The organism is Pedobacter paludis (assembly GCF_003173575.1).
Classification (GTDB): Bacteria; Bacteroidota; Bacteroidia; order Sphingobacteriales; family Sphingobacteriaceae; genus Pedobacter; species Pedobacter paludis.
The window spans coordinates 140,622-160,102 of sequence record NZ_QGNY01000008.1 but is presented as its reverse complement, the minus strand read 5'-3'; the positions used below and the strand labels follow the sequence as shown (position 1 = coordinate 160,102).

The following is a 19,481-nucleotide window of genomic DNA, read 5'->3' as shown; positions in this document are numbered from 1 at the left end:
TTTCCGATCTCCAATTGCAAATTCAGTTCCCAAACACTTATCGCTAATTAGGCCATAAACAGTTTTGGAAAACTTACTGATGACAGTTTTTTAATTCTAATTCGCTGAAATGGTTAGCAAGTTCTATAGAAATATGCGATCGTTTTTAGATGATATATCCGATATTTTAACCAGCGATGGTATGGGCCAAAATATTTAAGGTAGAATGATAAAAATGCCTATTTTAAAGGATAATTAATCTGCATTTAACAAATTATTAATATTTGGAAAAGCTTTTTTGTTTCAACTTTCTGTTTATAAGCAAGTTAGCTTTCTTAAAAGTTGTTTGAATGTTTTTGGCTCGTAGTTTGCTTTCGGCTGTGTATAACTAACTAAATGAAAGCCTCTACCTTACCCAAATACAGATGTGCAATTATCGATGATGACCGCATGACTGTTGATATTCTTAGCAATTACATTTCTAAAATCGCTAAGATAGAAACCATTTATACTTTTACCGAACCTTTAAAAGCACTAAATCAGATAACCAAGGATGATTTAATCGATTTCTTATTTCTTGATATTCGAATGGATATTTCCGGGATTGATGTAGCGAGAGTACTTCGTGATAAGGTAAAATATTTAATATTTGTAACCAGCTATAAAGAATATGCCCTAGATGCATTTTCTGTTGATTGCGATAAGTATATTGTAAAGCCTGTACTCTTTCCTGAATTTTTGAACGCAATAAACGAGATTATTATAAAAGAAAAAAAACTCTCGAGAAAGCCAGCCAAATAAATCTATTTTCCTTCTTATTGTTATTATTTAGTTAAGTTTTAATTTAAATTTAACGGTATCAAACATTGCCATTACCTTGCTGTTATATTCGTGATTCTTATTAATTTAAAGAATCCAAATACAACAAAATATGAAACATTTTGACGCCATTATAATCGGTTCCGGTCAGGCTGGTGTTCCACTGGCAAAAAAACTTGCACAAGCTGGGAAGAAAACAGCTATAATAGAAAAAGGCAATATTGGCGGAACCTGCATAAATGTGGGTTGTACGCCTACAAAGGCAATGGTAGCTTCTGCAAGAGCAGTTTATCAAGCCAAAAAGGCAAGCGAACTTGGAATCGAAATTACTGATGTTAAGGTCAATCTAAAAAAAATAAAAAATCGTAAAGACGAAATTGTTGAAACTTTTAGAGCCTCTGCCCAAAAAGGTTTAGAAACAACGAAAGGTTTAACAGTATTTCACGGAGAAGCCAAATTTTCGGCATCAAAAGAATTGACTATAACTACAAGCGCTGGCAAAGAAGAAAAAGTAACTGCCGATTGGATTTTTATAAATACAGGCGCCACAACTGTTGTTCCCGACATTGAAGGTCTTTCGGAAATTGATTTTCTAACTTCTACAACCATTCAGGATCTTGAAGATGTCCCCGAACACTTAGTTGTGGTTGGCGGGAATTACATTGGGTTAGAATTTGGACAGATGCTCCGCCGTTTTGGAAGTCAGGTAACCATTCTAGAAAAGTCCAATCGCATTATGGGAAGAGAGGATGAGGATATTTCCAATGAGATTAGTGAAATTTTTAAAAGGGAAGAAATCGAAATTTTAACAAACACCGAGATTGCCGAAATTAAAGAGGAGAAGAAAAACAAACTTATTCTTAATGTGAAATCGAAAGGTAAAAATCATAAAATAACCTGTAGCCATGTACTAATTGCAACTGGTAGAAAGCCACAAACCGAAAAATTAGGCTTAGAATTGGCTGGGGTTAAAACAGATGATAAAGGAAATATAATTGTAAGCGAAAAGCTCGAAACCAATGTAAAAGGGATTTTTGCCTTAGGAGATGTGAAAGGTGGCCCAGCTTTTACGCACATTGCTTATAATGATTACACAATAGTTTATCGTAACTTAATCGAAAATACAAACTATACCATTTCTGATCGACCTGTACCGTATTGCATGTTTACTGATCCGCAACTTGGGCGAATTGGTTTATCAGAAAACGAGGCAAAAGAAAAGGGATTAAACTACAAAGTGGCGAAAATGCCAATGTCGCAAGTAGCAAGGGCCATCGAAACGAATGAAACTTTAGGCATGATGAAGGCCGTTGTAGATGTAGATACAAAAAAAATTCTTGGTGCATCGATTCTTGCATCAGAAGGCGGCGAAATTATGTCGGTATTAGAAATGGCAGTAGAGGGCGGAATTACTTATGATCGGATTAGGTATTGCGTATTTGCGCATCCAACTTATTCCGAATCATTAAATAATCTATTCATGAAAATCGAAGATTAATTTATCAAATGATTGAATTAAAAAGCGTTAGTAAAAGTTTTGGAAATACGCAGGCTGTAAAACAGATTTCATTTAAGGTAAACGAGAAAGAAAATCTGGTTTTGCTCGGCACCAGTGGTTGTGGCAAAACAACAACGCTTAAAATGATTAATCGCTTAATAGAACCAGATAGTGGCGAAATTATCATCAACGACGAAGACATTACCAATCAAAATCCTGAGATTCTTCGCCGAGGCATTGGTTACGTCATGCAAAATATCGGTTTGTTTCCACATTATAACATTGCCGAAAATATATCAGTTGTTCCAAAACTTTTAAAGTGGGATAAAGAAAAAACAGATCAAAGAATAATAGATTTAATTAAAAAACTCCATTTACCAGCTAGCTGTTTAAAAATGTTTCCTCATGAGTTAAGCGGTGGGCAACAGCAACGTGTTGGTCTTGCCCGTGCTCTGGTTACAGACCCCGCCATACTTTTGATGGATGAGCCTTTCGGTGCGCTGGATAATGTAACCCGGGCCAGCATTCAGGCAGAATTTAAGGCCTTGGAAGAATTGAAGCGGAAAACAATTGTAATGGTTACTCATGATGTTCAGGAAGCTTTCGAACTTGCAGATCGCGTCTGTTTAATGGATCAGGGAGAAATTATTCAAATTGGCACACCTAAAGATCTTCTTTATAATCCGATAAATGATTTTGCGAGAAAATTTTTGGATGGACAACGTTTAACGCTTGAATTTAAAGTGGTTACAATTGATGATGTATGGAGCTATCTTTCATCAGATAAAATTTCAACCGAAGAAAAACCTTTACTTTCATCATCAAATGTTTGGGATGCAATGGAAAAAATTAGATCTGTTTCTAAAGGAAAAGTTCAAATTTCCAATCAACATAACGAAATAAAATCCGTTGATTTCCAACAGTTAACTCAGGCATTTAATCGATATAAATATAACAATCGGCATGAATGAGCAACAGCAAACTTTATGGGGCTTTATGTTTCAACAGTCGGATAAACTGCTGAACCAGACTTTACAACATCTCGGTTTAACGTTTATTTCTCTTCTTTTTGCCATTGCAATCGGTCTTCCCTTAGGGATTTTAATTGCCCGGAAGCGAAAACTTTCGAGCAGTATTTTGGGTATAGCAGGCATATTGCAAACTGTACCAAGCATTGCGTTATTGGGTTTTATGATTCCGGTTTTAGGGATTGGTGCAAAGCCGGCCATTGTTGCATTATTAATTTATGCCTTACTGCCCATTATTAGAAATATGTATACCGGCATAATCGGAATCGACAGATACATTATAGAATCGGCAAGAGCGCTGGGTATGAGCAAAATACAAATTCTTTTTAAGGTAGAATTGCCATTGGCCATGCCTGTTATTTTAGCTGGGATTCGTACTGCAACAGTTATAAATGTTGGGGTTGCAACACTTGCTTCCTACATCGCCGCTGGCGGATTGGGAGAATTTATTTTTGGTGGCATCTCGCTTAACAATACCAATATGATTCTGGCTGGAGCAATTCCGGCTGCCTTATTGGCCATTATTCTTGATTCTCTATTGTCGATCATTCAGAAAATGGATTTTAAAAAACTGAGGAAAGTGCTCTATGTATTCCCAATATTAATTATTGTTCTGAGTGCTTTTTACATTCTGCCTTCCGCTTATGGTTCAAAGTTAACAGCCGGGTTTACCCCCGAATTTATGGGCAGGCAAGATGGGGATCTTGGATTAAAATCCGAATACGGACTTAAAATTCACACCATTGTAATTAGTGATGCGGTAATGTACAAAGCAGCTTATTTAAAAGAACTTGATGTAATTAGCGGTTATTCTACCGATGGACGATTGAAAGCATTTGACCTTAAAATTTTAAAAGACGATAAGGGGATTTTTCCACCATATTATGCTGCGCCAATTGTTAGAGCAGGATCGTTAAAAAAATTCCCCGAACTCGAAAAAGTATTGAATCTTCTTTCGGGAAAAATTACCGATTCGATTATGACGGATTTAAATTATAAAACCGATTACCTCCATGAATCACCAGAAAAGGTTGCGAAAGATTTTCTAATTAAAAATAGCCTCTATAAAAATCCGCGAAATGGTAAGGATGGTATGGTTCGAATTGGTTCGAAAATCTTCGGTGAACAATATATTTTGGCCGAAATGTACAGCATGTTGATTAAAGGAAATACTGATTATACTGTTTCGACTAAAACCGGATTAGGAGGTACTAAAATTTGTTTCGATGCTTTGGTGAATGATCAAATCGATTTCTATCCAGAATATACCGGAACAGGGCTTTTAGTATTACTGCAGCCCAACCCAAAACTTTCAAAAGAAATTGCGCACGATAAAACTAGAACTTACAATTATGTTAGTAGTGAGTTTAAAAAGAAATACGGCATAAAATGGTTGAAAGCGATTGGATTTAACAATTCTTACGCACTTATGATGAGGCAAAAACAATCAAAACTATTAAATGTTAATACGATTACAGACCTTAAAAACTATCTAGATAAAAATTAATGAATCTTGCAGAACAATACATCCAGATTAGGAAATATTCTGAAAAAATCTGTGCGCCATTAGCTACTGAAGATTATGTAGTTCAGCCAATTGTTGATGTAAGTCCACCAAAGTGGCATTTAGGTCACACGACTTGGTTTTTCGAAACATTTTTGCTAAAACCCCATGCTATTGGCTATCAGGAATATGATGAGAATTATAATTATGTTTTCAATAGCTATTATGAAACCGTTGGCAACCGTGTAATTCGAACCGATAGGGGGAATTTGAGCAGACCAAGCGTAGCCGACATTTATAAATACAGGACTTATGTAGATGAAGCGATGGTGAGATTTTTAAATAAGCCAATCAATGGAGAACTAAAAGAACTGATCGATCTCGGCTTTAACCACGAACAGCAACATCAAGAACTCTTAATTACCGATATTAAATACATTTTAGGAAATAATCCGCTGTTTCCAGCTTATGATAAGGATTGGGAAACGGATTCTTCAAAAATAAGTGAAACAGAATTAATTACCATTGAAGAGGGTGTTTATGAAATTGGTTATCAGGGAGATGCATTTCATTTCGATAATGAACTTAACAGACACAAGGTTTACCTAAACACTTTTTCTATCAGTTCTAATTTGATCAACAACGCAGAATATTTAGAATTTATAGAAGCCGGTGGTTATCAAAATTTTAATTATTGGCATGCTGAAGGTTGGGATTGGGTAAAAACAAACCAAATTTCTGCACCAATGTATTGGCATTTAATTGATGGAGAATGGTTTAATTATACATTTTCAGGGCTACAAAAATTAGATAAAAGCCAGATTTTAACTCATGTTAGTTATTATGAAGCTTATGCCTTTGCCAGCTGGAAAGGCATGAGATTGCCAACAGAATTTGAATGGGAAATTGCGGCTAAACACTTCGATTGGGGGCAACGATGGGAGTGGACAGAAAGTGCATATTTGCCCTATCCAGGTTTTAGTAAAGCGCCGGGGGCAATCGGCGAGTACAATGGGAAATTTATGGTCAATCAAAAAGTACTGCGAGGCGCATCAGCAGCTACACCAGAAAACCACAGCCGCATTACTTATCGAAATTTTTTTCACCCAAATTTAAGATGGCAGTTTACAGGTATTCGCCTGGTTAAATAATCAAGTTTATGAGCATCATTACCACAGAAACAGCAACAAACAAAACACAATTTTTGGAAGAAACGTTAATCGGTTTGAAATCCGATCCGAAGTTTATGCATTCCAAATATTTCTACGATGAAACTGGCGATTATATTTTCCAGCAGATTATGAATATGGAAGAATATTATTTAACGAACGCAGAAATGGACATTCTTTCCAATCAAACCAGCGAACTTGTACAAGTAATTTCGGCACATGGTGATGCATTTGATCTTATTGAGCTTGGTGCGGGAGATGCCACAAAATCTATTCATCTCCTTAAAGAATTAATCGATCAAAAGCATAAGTTTACCTATTTTCCAATCGATATTTCCGAACATGTTATATCAGATTTAGAAGAAAATTTTCCCCTAAAACTTCCAGAATTAGATTTACAGGGGTTAAACGGAGATTATTTTGAAATGCTTAAACGAGCAACTGAACTTTCTGATAGAAGAAAAGTGGTTTTGTTTATGGGTGCAAACATCGGTAACATGAATGTTGAGGAAGCCCGTAATTTTTGCATTGAATTAAAAAACGTACTTTCTGAAAATGATATGTTGATAGTTGGCTTCGATTTGAAAAAAAATCCACAGCAAATTCTTTCGGCTTATGATGATCAGGAAGGGATAACCCGCTCCTTTAATTTAAATCTTCTACAAAGAATTAACAGAGAGTTAGACGGAGACTTTAAACTCGAAAATTTTGAACACTACGCATCATACGATCCAGAATCTGGTGCCTGTAAAAGCTATCTCATTAGTCTTAAAAACCAACAGGTTAAAATTGGAGAAAGAGCTGTCATAAATTTTGAAGAAAACGAATATGTTTTTATGGAAATTTCGCAAAAATATTCATTAAGGGAAATCGATCAGCTTGCAAAATCATCGGGTTTTAAATTGCTTACCAACTTTTTTGATGATAAACGACATTTTGTAGACTCTGTTTGGACAATCGATTGAGTTCTCTTAAACCGAAAGCAGATCTATTTGTTAGTAAATATAAATAGGATTCAAATTATGGAAAAAGACATATTAATTTCTGAACTGAAAAAGCTTTTAAATGGTGGAACGGCGCATGTAGGTTTAAAAGATGCAATTGCAGATTTACCTTTCGAATTGCTTGGAGAAACGCCGCACAATCTACCTTACAGCATCTGGCAATTAACAAGCCACATTAAAATTGCCCAATGGGATATGCTTGAGTTTAGTAAGGATGCCAACCATAAATCGCCCAAATGGCCCGATGAATACTGGCCGAAAGAAAAAGCACCAAAAGATCAGGAAACCTGGAATGCAACCGTTAAACAGATTGATGATGATCTAAAAAGTTTTATCAAGTTAATGGAGTCTGAAGATCTATTTAAGCCCATTCCACATGGAGATGGGCAAACGATTTTGAGGGAAGCATTTCAAGTTGCAGATCATAATGCCTATCATATCGCCGAAATTGTAGTGATAAGACGCTTATTGGGTGCGTGGAAAAGTTAAGGCTTATTTGCCCCCTATGTTTGGCGCATCGCCACCCTAACGCCTTCTCGTTTTTTAGCGAAATTTAAATAAGCAAAATTGGTATTTAAAAACACAAGATTATGTTAAGCAGCAAAAAGGTATTTAGTTCATTCTCTGTGGATGACCTATCGAAAGCAAAAGAATTTTATACAAATGTTTTGGGATTGGAAGTTAAGGATAATCCGATGGGAATTATTGAAATCGAATTTCCAAATTTGAGCACCGTTATGGTTTACCCAAAACCCAACCATACTCCGGCAACATTTACGGTTCTTAATTTTCCTGTTGATAGCATTGACCAGGCTGTTGATGAGCTAATTGAAAAAGGTGTAAAGTTTGAAATTTATGACGAAGAGCATCTAAAAACAGACGAAAGAGGAATTTCCCGAGATAATGGTGGGCCATCCATAGCCTGGTTTAAAGATCCTGCAGGAAATATTTTTTCGGTATTGGAAACAAAATAGGTTAGAGAAAATGATAAAGGAAAACCACTTCGCCCGTGTAGGCAGGTTTTGGTTGATCTTTAATAACCAATATCGATTCTATTACAACCTTGGTAGTTCCCCTAAGGTTGGTTATAGAGATAAGTTTAGCCTTTAATTGAATTTCATGATCAACTAAAACAGGTTGACCAAACTTAAAATATTCAATGCCGTAATTTATCTCCATTTTGGTATTGCGAATATCTGCAATCTGTTTCCACAGATAAGGAATTAGCGAAAGCGTTAAATAGCCATGTGCAATAGTCGACTTAAAAGGGCCTTCATTTTCTGCTTTTTCTCTATCCACATGGATCCATTGATGATCTAAAGTTGCATCAGCAAATTTGTTTATTTGATCCTGATCTATCTTATGCCATTGGGAAATGCCAAGTTCTTTACCTAGATACGACTCATATTCTTCAAAACTATTAACTATTAGCATAAACCTGTTTTTTATCAAAACTATATTAATTTCTGAGGAAAAAGAGCTTATCTCTAAAAAACTTTAAAATAGTCGATAATTTAATAAAGGTTGTTCAGATGATTTAAGAAGGAAACAGGAAGATAGTTGCCTTTGTGGACATAAAAAAAGCCCTTTGAGAATCTCAAAGAGCGATTTTTGTTTGTGGGCCCAGCTGGGCTCGAACCAGCGACCAAAAGATTATGAGTCTTCTACTCTAACCAACTGAGCTATAGGCCCCGGAAAAAACATTTGTTTTTTGCGAGTGCAATGTTACAAATTTGCATTCAATTTTGGAAAAAGTTTTTAGCTAAAAATTGAAAAAAATAAATTTAATCTCATTTTCAGTTAATTAATTCATAAATCAAATTTAACTTACGCTTGGTTAAACCTATTTAAGCTTTTATTGTTTATGAGATTAACAAATAAATCAGGTGTTAAACTTTTCAAGGCGTTCAAATCCATAAATCAATAAGAGGCCAAACAGATAACGCTATTGTAAAATAAAAACAGCATTCTTATTGATCGTAGAGGCACGTAATATTTTTATGAAATTTAGCGTAATTTTATCCTCATTATAGAAAATTATACCCAGATTAGATTTAAATGATATCATTTCCTTTTTACCAGAACCCTTTCAAAATATATGCTCATGAATTATAAGCAACTCCAAGAAGATGTAGAGCAACACGTTAGCAATTACTTCGATACCCATAGCGATCCTCGATTGGTTTACCACAACTATAAACACACAAAAGAAGTTGTAAATGCAGCACAGCAAATTGGCAACCACTATCAGTTAAGCGAGCAGGATTTCTTTATCGTTACCGTTGCGGCCTACTTTCATGATACAGGTTATTTTGAAGATGCACTTAACCACGAGGCTAAAGGTGCAGAACTGGCAGATTTATACTTAGAAAAACATAAAGTTAGCGAAGAAGTCCGCAAAAGTGTTTCAGAGGCAATTTTAAGCACTAAAATTCCACAAAGCCCAAATACGCAACTGGATAAGATTTTATGTGATGCCGATCTTTTCCATCTAGGGCTTCCAGATTTTAGAGATAAGGGAAAACTGATGCACAAGGAAGTAGAGCTGATTTATAAAAAGGACATCAATAAAAAAGAATGGCGTAAAAGAGACATTCAGTTTATGGAATCCCATCATTACCATACCGATTACGCTTCTTTGTTGCTTAATGATCAGAAGCAGAAAAATATCGAAAAGCTGAAAAGCAAGTTAACTTCCCAAGAGGTTATTGCAACAGAAATTGAAGAACCTAAAAACTTTGCGCCAGAAGTTGTAAAAAAAGGCAAGAAAAAGGACAAAGACAGTAGGCCAGATAAAGGAATTGAAACCATGTTCAGGATTACTTCGGCGAATAATCAGCGTTTAAGCGATATGGCCGATAACAAAGCACATATTCTAATCACCGTAAACTCAATTATGCTATCCTTAATTGTGAGTTTGCTTTTAAGGCGGTTAGAAGATCATGGTAATTTAATCATACCAACTTTTATCCTTTTAATGGTAAGTTTAACCTGTGTGGTGGTTTCTATTTTATCAACCCGTCCATCAATTCCAAAAGGAGAATTTACCCAAGAGGATATGGATAAAAAGAAAGTAAATCTACTTTTCTTTGGCAATTTTTATAAAATGAGCTTGCCAAGCTACACCGATGGAATGATTAAGGTAATGAATGATACCGATTTCCTGTACGGAACATTAATTACCGATGTGTATTCGCAAGGTGTGGTTTTGGGCAGAAAGTACAAACTTATCCGTTTGGCTTACAATATTTTCATGTTCGGTTTAATTGCAGCGGTATTTGCTTTTGTTATTGCATACGCAGTTTACGGTAAACTTTAATGGAGCAAATGATTGCAACATCTTTTTTCAACAGAGATTTAAGCTGGCTAAAGTTTAACGATCGCATTTTGGTAGAAGCCGAAAGAAATACTGTTCCGCTTTTGGAGCGGATTAAGTTTCTATCCATCTTTTCTTCCAATCTTGATGAGTTTTATCGAGTTAGAATGCCGGTACTTTTGGCTTTAGAGAAGCTGAGTAATAAAGAAAGTAATGATATTCAAATAGATGACGATCTTTTAATTACTGCAAATCAGCTTATTTCCGATCAGCAGCAACGTTACGGTAAGGTTCTAAAAACCGATATTATTCCGCAACTCAAAAAGAATCATATTAATTTAATCTATGCTGAGGTTTTTCCCGAAGAAATTAAAAAAGAAGTAACCCGATATTTTTTAAGTCAGGTGATGGCTTTTTTACAGCCCATTTATGTAGATGAAACCTCCAATTTTTTTCCATCCAACAACGAACTTTATTTTCTGATTAACTTAAAAAATGGGGAAAAATCTAAAGCTGTTGTACTGAATATCCCATCAAACGAACTTCCACGCTTCTTAAAAATAGAACAGAACAAAGAAACCTTCATTGTTTTTCTGGATGACATTTTACGACATCACCTTAAAGATGTTTTTCCGAACGATGAAGTTTTAGGCTGCTTCAGCTTCAAAGTTACCAGAGATGCAGAGATCGATTTAAAAGATGAGTATTCCGGAAACTTGTCCGATCAGCTCGAAAAACAATTGCTGAAAAGAGACTTTGGCTTGGCCACACGTTTTCTGCATCAGCCTGGAATCCCCGTTAATGTTTTAGATCTCCTTAAAAAGCTTTTTAATTTAAAAAAAGCCAATATGGTAGAAGGTGGCCAATACCATAACCTTAAAGATTTTATGTCTTTTCCGGTAAGTCTGCCAAATTTATCGAATGAAAAATGGTCTAAAATCTGTAATACGGATGCTGTTCAAAAAACGCTCACAGAAGAAATTTACAAGAACGACATTATAATCCATACGCCTTACCAAAGTTACGATAGCATTTTACGCTTTTTTAACGAGGCTGCGGTTGATGAAACCGTAGAAGAAATATGCGTTACGCTTTATCGCGTTGCCAGCGACTCTAAAATTGTTAACGCATTGATCAGCGCAGCAAAAAATGGCAAAAAAGTTTCTGTTTTGGTTGAGCTAAAGGCACGTTTTGATGAAGCAAACAACATCAAGTGGGCAAAAAAAATGAAGGCTGTAGGGGTGGAGATAATTTACAGTGTTACGGCACTTAAAGTTCACGCAAAGGTTGCTTTGGTGAAAAGAAAAATAGGGGATAGAACGCGTAATGTTGGGCTTTTCGCTACAGGAAATTTTAATGAAAGTACGGCAGCCTTTTATACCGATCATATTTTAATGACCGCCAATAAGGATATGCTTCGCGAAGTTGAGCTCTTGTTTATTTTTCTTCGAAAAAGGGAAAAGCCTACTTCATCCGATTTAATCAAATTCGAGCATCTCTTAGTTGCACAATTTAATCTTCAACAAGCTTTTTTAAACTTAATCGATAGAGAAATTGAGCACGCCAAAAAGGGAAAACCTGCGTCAATTACAATTAAGATGAACAATCTCGAAGAGAAGGTTTTAATTACTAAGCTTTACGAAGCATCAGAAGCGGGTGTTAAAATCGATATGATTGTAAGAAGCATTTGCAGGTTAATTCCTGGAGTTGCCGGAATGAGTGAGAACATCAAGGTAACCCGAATCGTAGACCGCTACTTAGAACATGGCCGTATTTTTGTATTCCATAATTTAGGAAAAGATGATGTTTATTTAGGTTCGGCAGACTGGATGAACAGAAATATTTACCGCAGAATAGAAGTTTGCTTTCCCATTTACGATAGGAAAATAAAGGCAGAAATTTTAGATATTATCAATATGCAAAAACAGGATAACGTTCAGGCTGTTCTTATTGATGAGAAAATGAATAACATTCCTGTAGAACCGGGAAAGATTGCAATCGAATCTCAAAAGGAAATTTATCAGTATTTAAAAAACAAAATTTAAAATTCTATGAAACACACAAAAATCACCATATCCTTACTTCTAGTTTTAACTGCAATTGCTTTTTTCGGTATTTCTTGTGTAAATGCGGAACATAAAGATGGAGAAACAGCTGCCCAGGCAGATCAACCAAAAGCGGAATTACCCTACGATTTGGAAAATCCGGTAAAGTATAATATGCCACATAATCTTTTCGAAATCTCTGGTATTGTGTTTCATAATGGCGATCCAAAAGAAGTTTTTGCCATTCAGGATGAAGACGGAGATTTGTTTCATTTAGGGTTAAGCGATAAAGAATCGAAGTTTACAAAGTTTGGAGGTAAAGGCGATTACGAAGATTTAACCATCATTAAAAATCACATTATCGTACTTAAAAGTAATGGCGAATTACACGCTTTCCCGATTTCTGAAATTAATAAACCCGAAGTTGTAAACGTGGTAAAAACCAAAGATTTAGTTCCAAAAGCAGAATATGAAGGCTTAGCAGCCGATGAAAAAGCTGGTTTAATTTATATTTTAACAAAAGATAGCAAGCCAGATTCAAAAGCAAAAAAATCTAGTATTTATGCCTTTAGCTTTGCTAATGACGGAACATTAAAGCCAAGTGGGGAGTTTGGTTTATCCCACAAAGATATTGAGGCAATTTCTGGAAGCAATAAAAGCAGGTTTCGCCCTTCAGCATTAGCCAAAAACCCGCAAACCAACGAATGGTATGTGCTTTCTTCAGTAAATAAATTATTGGTTATTACCGATGAAAATTTTAAAATCAAAGCAACTTTCCCTTTAAACGGAAGTTTATTCAATCAGCCAGAAGGAATCGCTTTTGATAAAGACAACAATCTTTACATCTCAAATGAAGGTGGAACTTTAGCCGCTGGAAATATTTTACTGTTTAAACATAAGAAACCGTAAATTTAGGCTTCCAATAATCGATAAATGCTCGGCTATGATTAAAAATTTTACCCTATTTTCTTGCTTATTTTTACTTTATTTCAATGCCTCAGCACAAAAGGATGTTAAATACCGTGTAATTTTGTTCGGCGATGCCGGAGAAATGAATCCAGGCCAAATGCAGGATTTAAAAAATGCAGCCAAGCAGATTATTCCTAAAAAAACTACGGTTGTATATCTGGGCGATAATATTTATCCAACAGGAATGGGCTTGCCGGGCAGTGTAGAAGAAGAAGATACCAAAAAAATTCTTCAATCGCAGTTCGAGCCTATGCGTAAAATGGGTGCGGCAGTTTATTTTGTTCCGGGTAATCACGATTGGGACAAATCTGGCCCAAAGGGTTTAGCCAAAATTAAGGCTCAGGATGATTTTCTAAAGGCACAAAATGATCCTTTGCTCAAGTTAATTCCACAAAATGGCTGTCCCGATCCAGTGGCCATTCAGCTAACCGATAAGTTAACCATCATTGCTTACGATAGCGAATGGTGGCTTTTTCCTTATAATAAACAAAACTCCGTTGGCGAATGCGATTGTATAACGAAAGATGAAGTTTTAGTAAAATTTGAAGACTTACTAGAGCAAAATAAAGGCAAAGTTATCTTGCTGGCTTCGCATCATCCCTTTCAGAGTTATGGTCCACATGGTGGATATTTTAACCTCAGAAATCATTTGTTCCCCTTAACCTCGCTTAATAAAAATTTATACATCCCAATGCCGGTTATTGGATCAGTTTATCCAATACTAAGGTCAACTTTGTTAAGCCCCGAAGATTTAAATCATCCGGCTTACAAGGATATGATTAAATCGATAACAGGTGTATTCGGAGATTATCCCAATGTAACCTATGTTGCTGGGCACGAACATGGGTTGCAGTTAATTAAAAGCAAGCAGTTGCAGATTATTAGCGGTTCAGGTTCAAAAGTTTCTCCAAATAAAGAAGGTAAGAACTCATTATTTCACGAAATGCAGCAAGGTTATGTGGTTGCAGATCAATTGATGAATAACGATATGCGTTATGAATATTACGTTTATGCAGATTCAGGCGTTCAACGAGTTTACAGTTACACCAAAAAATTCGAAACCATTACCCAAAAAGTTAGAAACCGCGACAAACCAATTTTAACCGACAGTATTACCGTCAGAATCAAACCTGAATACGATAGTGTTGGGCGTTTCCATAGATACCTGTTCGGAGAAAACTATCGTAAAGAGTATTCGCAAAAAACAACAGTTCCCGTTTTAAGGGTTTCCAAACTTTTTGGAGGATTAAAAGCAACCCAACGCGGTGGTGGAAATCAGTCTCGTTCGCTCCGTTTGGAAGATAAAAATGGTAAAGAATATGTACTTCGAAGTGTGGAAAAATATCCGGAAGTGCTTTTGCCAGCCCAGCTTCGCGAAACTTTTGCAAAAGATATTATAAAGGATAACATGTCTGCGCAACATCCATTTTCTGCTTTGGTTGTTCCAGAATTGGCAAAGGCTGGTGGAGTTCCACACACCAATCCAATTATTGGCTGGGTTTCGCCCGATGATAATTTAGGAGAATTTGAACCCGCTTTCGCAAATACGCTTTGCCTGTTAGAGGAGCGAGAACCGATCGGCGAATCGGATAGTTCTCCCAAAATGGACAAAAAACTTACCGATGATAACGATAATACTTTGGATGGGCCAGCTTGGCTAAGGGCAAGATCGTTAGATGTTCTACTTGGCGATTGGGACAGGCACGAAGACCAATGGCGCTGGAAAGAAACCAAAAAGGATGGCGGATCGCATTACTCGCCAATTCCTCGAGATCGTGATCAGGTTTTCTTCAGATCAGATGGTTTTTTACAGCGCTATACACAAACATCATCACTTTTGCCAATGATGCAAGGTTATGAACGGGATATAAAAAGAATTGACTGGTTTTTATGGGAAGGAAGAGAAATCAGCAGCCGGTGGACCGCCAATATAAGTGAACAAGAATGGGATAAAATTGTAAAGGATTTCTGCTCAAATTATAACGATGCAGTTTTCGAAAAAGCATTGAGAAAACTTCCAGAGCCAAGTTATTCGCTCCATCATGATGAGATTTTGGCTCAAATGAGAAAAAGGATTAAAATGTTGCCAAAACTTATGAACGATTATTATCATTTCTTTAATCGTATTGTAGATATTGAGGTAACGAATAAAAATGAACTGATTCATATCTCTGATGCTCCAGATAATGGAATGGCCATTAAAATCAATAAGATTTCTAAGGAAGGAAATATCAAGGAAGAATTATTTAGCCGCGTTTTTGATCCAAAGGTTACCAAAGAAATTCGTGTTTATATGCACAATGGTAATGATAGTTTAATTCTTAACAACAAAACATCGAACATAAAACTTCGAATAATTGGTGGCAAGGGAACCAAATATTACAATTTTGAAAATGTAAATGGTTCTGTAAAACTTTATGGAAGAAAAGATAAATTTACTTACCAAGGCGAAGATGCAGATAAGGTTAGAAAAATTATTTCGAACGATACCTCAAACTTCAGCTACATTCCAAAAGACATGTACAGAAGAAGTTCTGTGCTCTTAAATGCGGGTTTCAATAATGATGATGGCTTATTACTTGGTTTAATTTACAAACAAACTAATCCGGGTTTTAGAAAACAGCCTTACGGCAATTCGCAAACGGTTTCATTTTTACACTCATTCTCAACTTCAGCTTTTAGGTTTAATTATAAAGGCGAGTGGCTTAAAGCATTGGGAAAAGGCGATTTTATTCTAAAAGCCGATGCCTATGCCCCGAATAATACACAGAACTTTTTCGGCTTGGGTAACGAAACTCATTTTGATGAACATGGTGATGACATCAGATATTATCGTGCTAGATTTAATCTTTACCAGGTAGATCCGATGGTGCGTTGGAGAAGGCCGAAATCTACATTCAGTGTTGGACCGTCCTTTCAATACTATAAGTTAAATCAGGAGGATAATGCTGGTCGTTTTATAGAAAATGCACCACAATTGCATTCTTCTGATAGTCTTACCGTTAGAAATGAGAAAATGTTTGCAGGTGCGATTGTAAACTTTACCAATAATACCCGCGATAATGATTTACTGCCAACATTGGGCAGTTATGTAGATTTTAAACTGGTTGGATACAAGGGAATCAACAAATATTCAAATTCGTTCGGACAGCTTACCGCAAGCATTTCACTGTATAAGAATTTAGATGGTAGAAAGGCATTTATTCTTGCCGATCGCTTTGGTGGTGGTGTAACCGTTGGAAAACCTGCCTTTTATCAGGCGCTCTATCTCGGTGGACAAGGAAATTTGCTTGGTTACCGCCAATTTAGATTTGCTGGCGAACATATGTTCTATAATAATTTAGAACTGAGGGCTAAACTGGGCGATTTGGTAAGTTATGTTTTACCCGGACAAGTTGGCCTATTAGGATTTTATGATGTTGGCAGGGTTTGGAAACGAGATGAAGTTTCTACCGCATGGCATCATGGAGTAGGTGGGGGCGTATATTTTGCTCCGGCATCACTCACGGTTGTACGATTTGTTATGGGCCACTCTACAGATGGCTGGTATCCATACGTTTCGATAAATTTAAGGTACTAAATTTGTGTAACATAATTATAGATAGATTATCCAAGTATTACGTTAAGCAGACGAATAATCTTTTAACCTGTATGTATCTTTGTTAAATATTTAACATTTATTAACATACACCATTTAATTTCACGTCTATAATAAAACATATACAATGAACACCAATGTAATACAGATTAATAAAAACGAATGTATTCATTGCCAGGTAGAATCTAATCTGTCATTCCGCCCCCTTGTGGAATATTTAAAAACCAGATTAAAAACAGAGCAATCTGTAAAATCAGAATTTTATAGATTTCTGTTAGAAAAAATTCAGAAGAATGAAGCCCTTTTAGGCAATATTAAAGCTGAAGAACTATCAAAATATAAAGATACATTAGAATTGATTTTTACAATTCTAACGCCTTTGATGGCAAACGAAGATGATCTTTTCTGGGCATTAAGCACACCAATACCCGATCAGATCTTTTTTAGTACAAATGCATTTTACAAATTTTTTAAGGATCACGATCCTAAAAATAAAGTAACCAAGGATAACGATCCGGTTGAGAAAAAACAGCTTAAATTTATTTACAATTTAATTTTAGGCCGTTTCTATAATTTCAGTTCGGTATTAAAGAATGAAATTATATATGCGCATATCGATCCGGAAACTAAGCTAACTTCTTATTATAACATCCAGAACGATACCAAATTTATCGAGATTTTGCATAAGGGAGATCTTCCTGAAATTAATTTTGAAGAGCTTGGTCAGCATTTTCAAGATAACACAGAGTTAGAATACCTTACAAAAGCCTTACCGCTTAAAGATTTCCTTTTTGAAGGTTTTAGTGTGATTTCGATTACTGATGTTACGCTTCAACATGCCATAGATGGCATTAGAGATGCTTTGGTTAACCATAATTACCAAACAGAAGCTTATACACATGTTATTCAGGCTTTAAAAACGCTCGGTGGAAATGGAAACTTGGAATTTGGTTTAATGCCATTTTTAACGGTTAACAAAAAACTGGTTTTTGATAATAAGGAATTTTCTCAGAGCATGCTGATTAATTCGGCGAAAGCATCCAATCTGGAAGAAGAAGTTTTTTATTCTCTGGTTGATAAATACAAAGAAAACCCAAGGGCAATCTTTGTAAGCTCTATCAATGATGATCAAATTGATAAAGATCCGTTTTTAAGAGTTTTAAAGGCTGCTGGCGTTTCATCATATTCTGTTTTGCCGGTGTATTATAATACCCAGCTTGCAGGTGTTTTGGAAGTTTATTCAAACAAGGAAGTTTTGGTAGATGATAAGCTTTTATCAAGATTAAGGCCAGCAATGCCATTAATCGGTCAACTTTTCCAATATAGCATTGAAGAATTTGATGCTAAAATGGATGAAGTTTTGATGGATAAATTTACAGCTTTACAACCTTCTGTACAGTGGAAATTTAACGAAGCCATTTGGCATTTTCTTCAGCAGAACAAAAACAAAAGCTACCATAAGCTTAAAGAGATAGAAACGGTAACGTTTAAACATTTGTATCCATTATTTGGAGCCATTGATATTCGCAATTCGACTATTGAGCGTAATAAGGCTTTAAAGGATGATATGGAAGTTCAGTTGAATAGCTTAATCCGTACTTTAAAAGCCATTCGCAAACATGTTTATTTAGAACTTACAGATAAACTGTTGTTTAACTGTAAAGACTGGATTAAACGCATTGGCGATTTTGCATCATCAAACGAAGAAAACTTACTTAACGAGTTTCTAGAATCAGAGGTTTATCCTTTCCTTTCAATTATTAGGAAAAATTATCCGCAGACAACAGAAATTATTGAGCAATATTTTGAAGTGATTGTTCCAGAAACTGGCGACGCTTTTAAAAATAGAAGGCAACTTGAGGTTTCCATGCAGTTGATCAATACAGAAGTAAGTCAATATTTAGAAACCGCTCAGCAGAATCTTCAAGCTTCTTACCCTTGTTATTTTGCCAAGTTTAGAACAGATGGTGTGGAATACGATATTTATATTGGACAGGAAATTGCACCTGAAAAACCCTTTGATTTATTGTATTTAAAAAATATCCGTTTGTGGCAGTTAACATCAATGGTAGAAATTGCCCGCTTATCTAAAGGTTTAATTGGCGAAATGCCTAGACCATTGGAAACTACGCAGTTAATTTTTATTCACTCTAATGCAATTGATATCAGTTTTAGAAACGATGAGCGTAGATTTGATGTAGAGGGTGCTTATAACATTCGTTATGAAGTTGTTAAAAAACGTATTGATAAAGTTTTAATCAAGAATAAAAACGAACGTTTAACACAGCCACATAAAATTTCTATGGTTTATTTTAATGCTGAAGAAGCGAAAGAATACATGGAATACATCAAATACATGCAAGATCAAGGTTTGCTAAACGATGATTTAGAGCTCTTGGAACTGGATGAATTACAAGGCGTTTCTGGTTTAAAAGCTTTAAGAGTAGGTGTTAAATATTTAAACGAAAAAAAAGCTAAAGAAGTTAAGCCAATTGATTTCGATATGATTGAAAAGGAATTGGAAAAACAATTGTAATAATTACAACTTATCC

General features: G+C 35.6%; 14 protein-coding genes and 1 tRNA gene. 13 read left to right on the top strand and 2 right to left on the bottom strand.

What is annotated here, in order from left to right; genetic code table 11:
* Window positions 1–375 precede the first annotated feature (375 nt).
* The 8 genes from DF947_RS19575 to DF947_RS19540 all read left to right on the top strand — a co-directional run bounded on the left by DF947_RS19575 (window position 376) and on the right by DF947_RS19540 (window position 7,975).
* Window positions 376–780, top strand: a complete 405-nt coding sequence (locus DF947_RS19575) for a LytR/AlgR family response regulator transcription factor (protein ID WP_109932121.1) — start codon at window positions 376–378, stop codon at window positions 778–780.
* Between the two features lie 130 nt (window positions 781–910).
* Window positions 911–2,296 carry a mercuric reductase gene (locus tag DF947_RS19570; protein ID WP_109932119.1) on the top strand — a complete coding sequence of 462 codons (1,386 nt, stop codon included), beginning with the start codon at window positions 911–913 and terminating at the stop codon, window positions 2,294–2,296.
* A gap of 8 nt (window positions 2,297–2,304) precedes the next feature.
* Window positions 2,305–3,267, top strand: a complete 963-nt coding sequence (locus tag DF947_RS19565; protein ID WP_109932116.1) for an ABC transporter ATP-binding protein — start codon at window positions 2,305–2,307, stop codon at window positions 3,265–3,267.
* Window positions 3,260–4,831 (top strand): ABC transporter permease/substrate-binding protein, encoded by a 1,572-nt coding sequence (locus DF947_RS19560; protein WP_109932114.1) that lies wholly within the window; start codon window positions 3,260–3,262, stop codon window positions 4,829–4,831. Before DF947_RS19565 ends, DF947_RS19560 begins: the two co-directional genes overlap by 8 nt.
* Window positions 4,831–5,979 carry an ergothioneine biosynthesis protein EgtB gene (egtB, locus tag DF947_RS19555; protein ID WP_109932111.1) on the top strand — a complete coding sequence of 383 codons (1,149 nt, stop codon included), beginning with the start codon at window positions 4,831–4,833 and terminating at the stop codon, window positions 5,977–5,979. The genes DF947_RS19560 and egtB overlap by 1 nt, the downstream gene beginning before the upstream one ends.
* An 8-nt stretch (window positions 5,980–5,987) precedes the next feature.
* Window positions 5,988–6,962: an L-histidine N(alpha)-methyltransferase gene (locus DF947_RS19550; protein WP_109932109.1), complete on the top strand. Its 975-nt coding sequence runs from the start codon at window positions 5,988–5,990 to the stop codon at window positions 6,960–6,962.
* 57 nt (window positions 6,963–7,019) lie between these two features.
* Window positions 7,020–7,490 (top strand): DinB family protein, encoded by a 471-nt coding sequence (locus tag DF947_RS19545; RefSeq protein WP_109932107.1) that lies wholly within the window; start codon window positions 7,020–7,022, stop codon window positions 7,488–7,490.
* 101 nt (window positions 7,491–7,591) lie between these two features.
* On the top strand, window positions 7,592–7,975 hold the full coding sequence (locus tag DF947_RS19540) for a VOC family protein (protein ID WP_109932105.1): 384 nt from the start codon (window positions 7,592–7,594) through the stop codon (window positions 7,973–7,975).
* A gap of 1 nt (window position 7,976) precedes the next feature.
* On the opposite strand, the gene DF947_RS19535 is transcribed toward DF947_RS19540, so the two are convergent.
* Both DF947_RS19535 and DF947_RS19530 read right to left on the bottom strand, forming a co-directional pair.
* Window positions 7,977–8,435 (bottom strand): MaoC family dehydratase, encoded by a 459-nt coding sequence (locus tag DF947_RS19535; RefSeq protein WP_109932103.1) that lies wholly within the window; start codon window positions 8,433–8,435, stop codon window positions 7,977–7,979.
* Window positions 8,436–8,619: 184 nt separating this feature from the next.
* Window positions 8,620–8,693: transfer RNA gene (locus DF947_RS19530), tRNA-Ile, on the bottom strand.
* A 412-nt stretch (window positions 8,694–9,105) separates the two neighbouring features.
* On the opposite strand from DF947_RS19530, the gene DF947_RS19525 reads away from it, so the two are divergent.
* The 5 genes from DF947_RS19525 to DF947_RS19505 all read left to right on the top strand — a co-directional run bounded on the left by DF947_RS19525 (window position 9,106) and on the right by DF947_RS19505 (window position 19,465).
* Window positions 9,106–10,320, top strand: coding sequence for a Pycsar system effector family protein (locus DF947_RS19525; protein WP_109932101.1), 1,215 nt, complete (start codon window positions 9,106–9,108; stop codon window positions 10,318–10,320).
* Window positions 10,320–12,362 (top strand): polyphosphate kinase 1, encoded by a 2,043-nt coding sequence (gene ppk1 / locus DF947_RS19520; RefSeq protein WP_317046777.1) that lies wholly within the window; start codon window positions 10,320–10,322, stop codon window positions 12,360–12,362. The genes DF947_RS19525 and ppk1 overlap by 1 nt, the downstream gene beginning before the upstream one ends.
* 6 nt (window positions 12,363–12,368) lie before the next feature.
* The gene (locus tag DF947_RS19515) at window positions 12,369–13,271 is read left to right on the top strand and encodes an SdiA-regulated domain-containing protein (RefSeq protein WP_240615424.1); all 903 of its coding nucleotides are present in this window, start codon (window positions 12,369–12,371) and stop codon (window positions 13,269–13,271) included.
* 34 nt (window positions 13,272–13,305) lie between these two features.
* Complete coding sequence (locus tag DF947_RS19510) at window positions 13,306–16,911, top strand: BamA/TamA family outer membrane protein (RefSeq protein WP_109932099.1); 3,606 nt, start codon at window positions 13,306–13,308, stop codon at window positions 16,909–16,911.
* Window positions 16,912–17,056: 145 nt separating this feature from the next.
* The gene (locus DF947_RS19505) at window positions 17,057–19,465 is read left to right on the top strand and encodes a GAF domain-containing protein (protein ID WP_109932097.1); all 2,409 of its coding nucleotides are present in this window, start codon (window positions 17,057–17,059) and stop codon (window positions 19,463–19,465) included.
* Window positions 19,466–19,481 lie beyond the last annotated feature (16 nt).

Bases quoted from the DNA above. Each gene is read 5' to 3' on its own strand.
- DF947_RS19565 (WP_109932116.1), top strand. From the start codon at position 2,305: ATGATTGAATTAAAAAGCGTTAGTAAAAGTTTTGGAAATACGCAGGCT.
- DF947_RS19545 (WP_109932107.1), top strand. From the start codon at position 7,020: ATGGAAAAAGACATATTAATTTCTGAACTGAAAAAGCTTTTAAATGGT.
- ppk1 (WP_317046777.1), top strand. From the start codon at position 10,320: ATGGAGCAAATGATTGCAACATCTTTTTTCAACAGAGATTTAAGCTGG.
- DF947_RS19515 (WP_240615424.1), top strand. From the start codon at position 12,369: ATGAAACACACAAAAATCACCATATCCTTACTTCTAGTTTTAACTGCA.
- DF947_RS19505 (WP_109932097.1), top strand. From the start codon at position 17,057: ATGAACACCAATGTAATACAGATTAATAAAAACGAATGTATTCATTGC.
- DF947_RS19540 (WP_109932105.1), top strand. From the start codon at position 7,592: ATGTTAAGCAGCAAAAAGGTATTTAGTTCATTCTCTGTGGATGACCTA.
- DF947_RS19525 (WP_109932101.1), top strand. From the start codon at position 9,106: ATGAATTATAAGCAACTCCAAGAAGATGTAGAGCAACACGTTAGCAAT.
- DF947_RS19550 (WP_109932109.1), top strand. From the start codon at position 5,988: ATGAGCATCATTACCACAGAAACAGCAACAAACAAAACACAATTTTTG.
- DF947_RS19575 (WP_109932121.1), top strand. From the start codon at position 376: ATGAAAGCCTCTACCTTACCCAAATACAGATGTGCAATTATCGATGAT.
- DF947_RS19570 (WP_109932119.1), top strand. From the start codon at position 911: ATGAAACATTTTGACGCCATTATAATCGGTTCCGGTCAGGCTGGTGTT.
- DF947_RS19535 (WP_109932103.1), bottom strand. From the start codon at position 8,435: ATGCTAATAGTTAATAGTTTTGAAGAATATGAGTCGTATCTAGGTAAA.
- DF947_RS19510 (WP_109932099.1), top strand. From the start codon at position 13,306: ATGATTAAAAATTTTACCCTATTTTCTTGCTTATTTTTACTTTATTTC.
- DF947_RS19560 (WP_109932114.1), top strand. From the start codon at position 3,260: ATGAATGAGCAACAGCAAACTTTATGGGGCTTTATGTTTCAACAGTCG.
- egtB (WP_109932111.1), top strand. From the start codon at position 4,831: ATGAATCTTGCAGAACAATACATCCAGATTAGGAAATATTCTGAAAAA.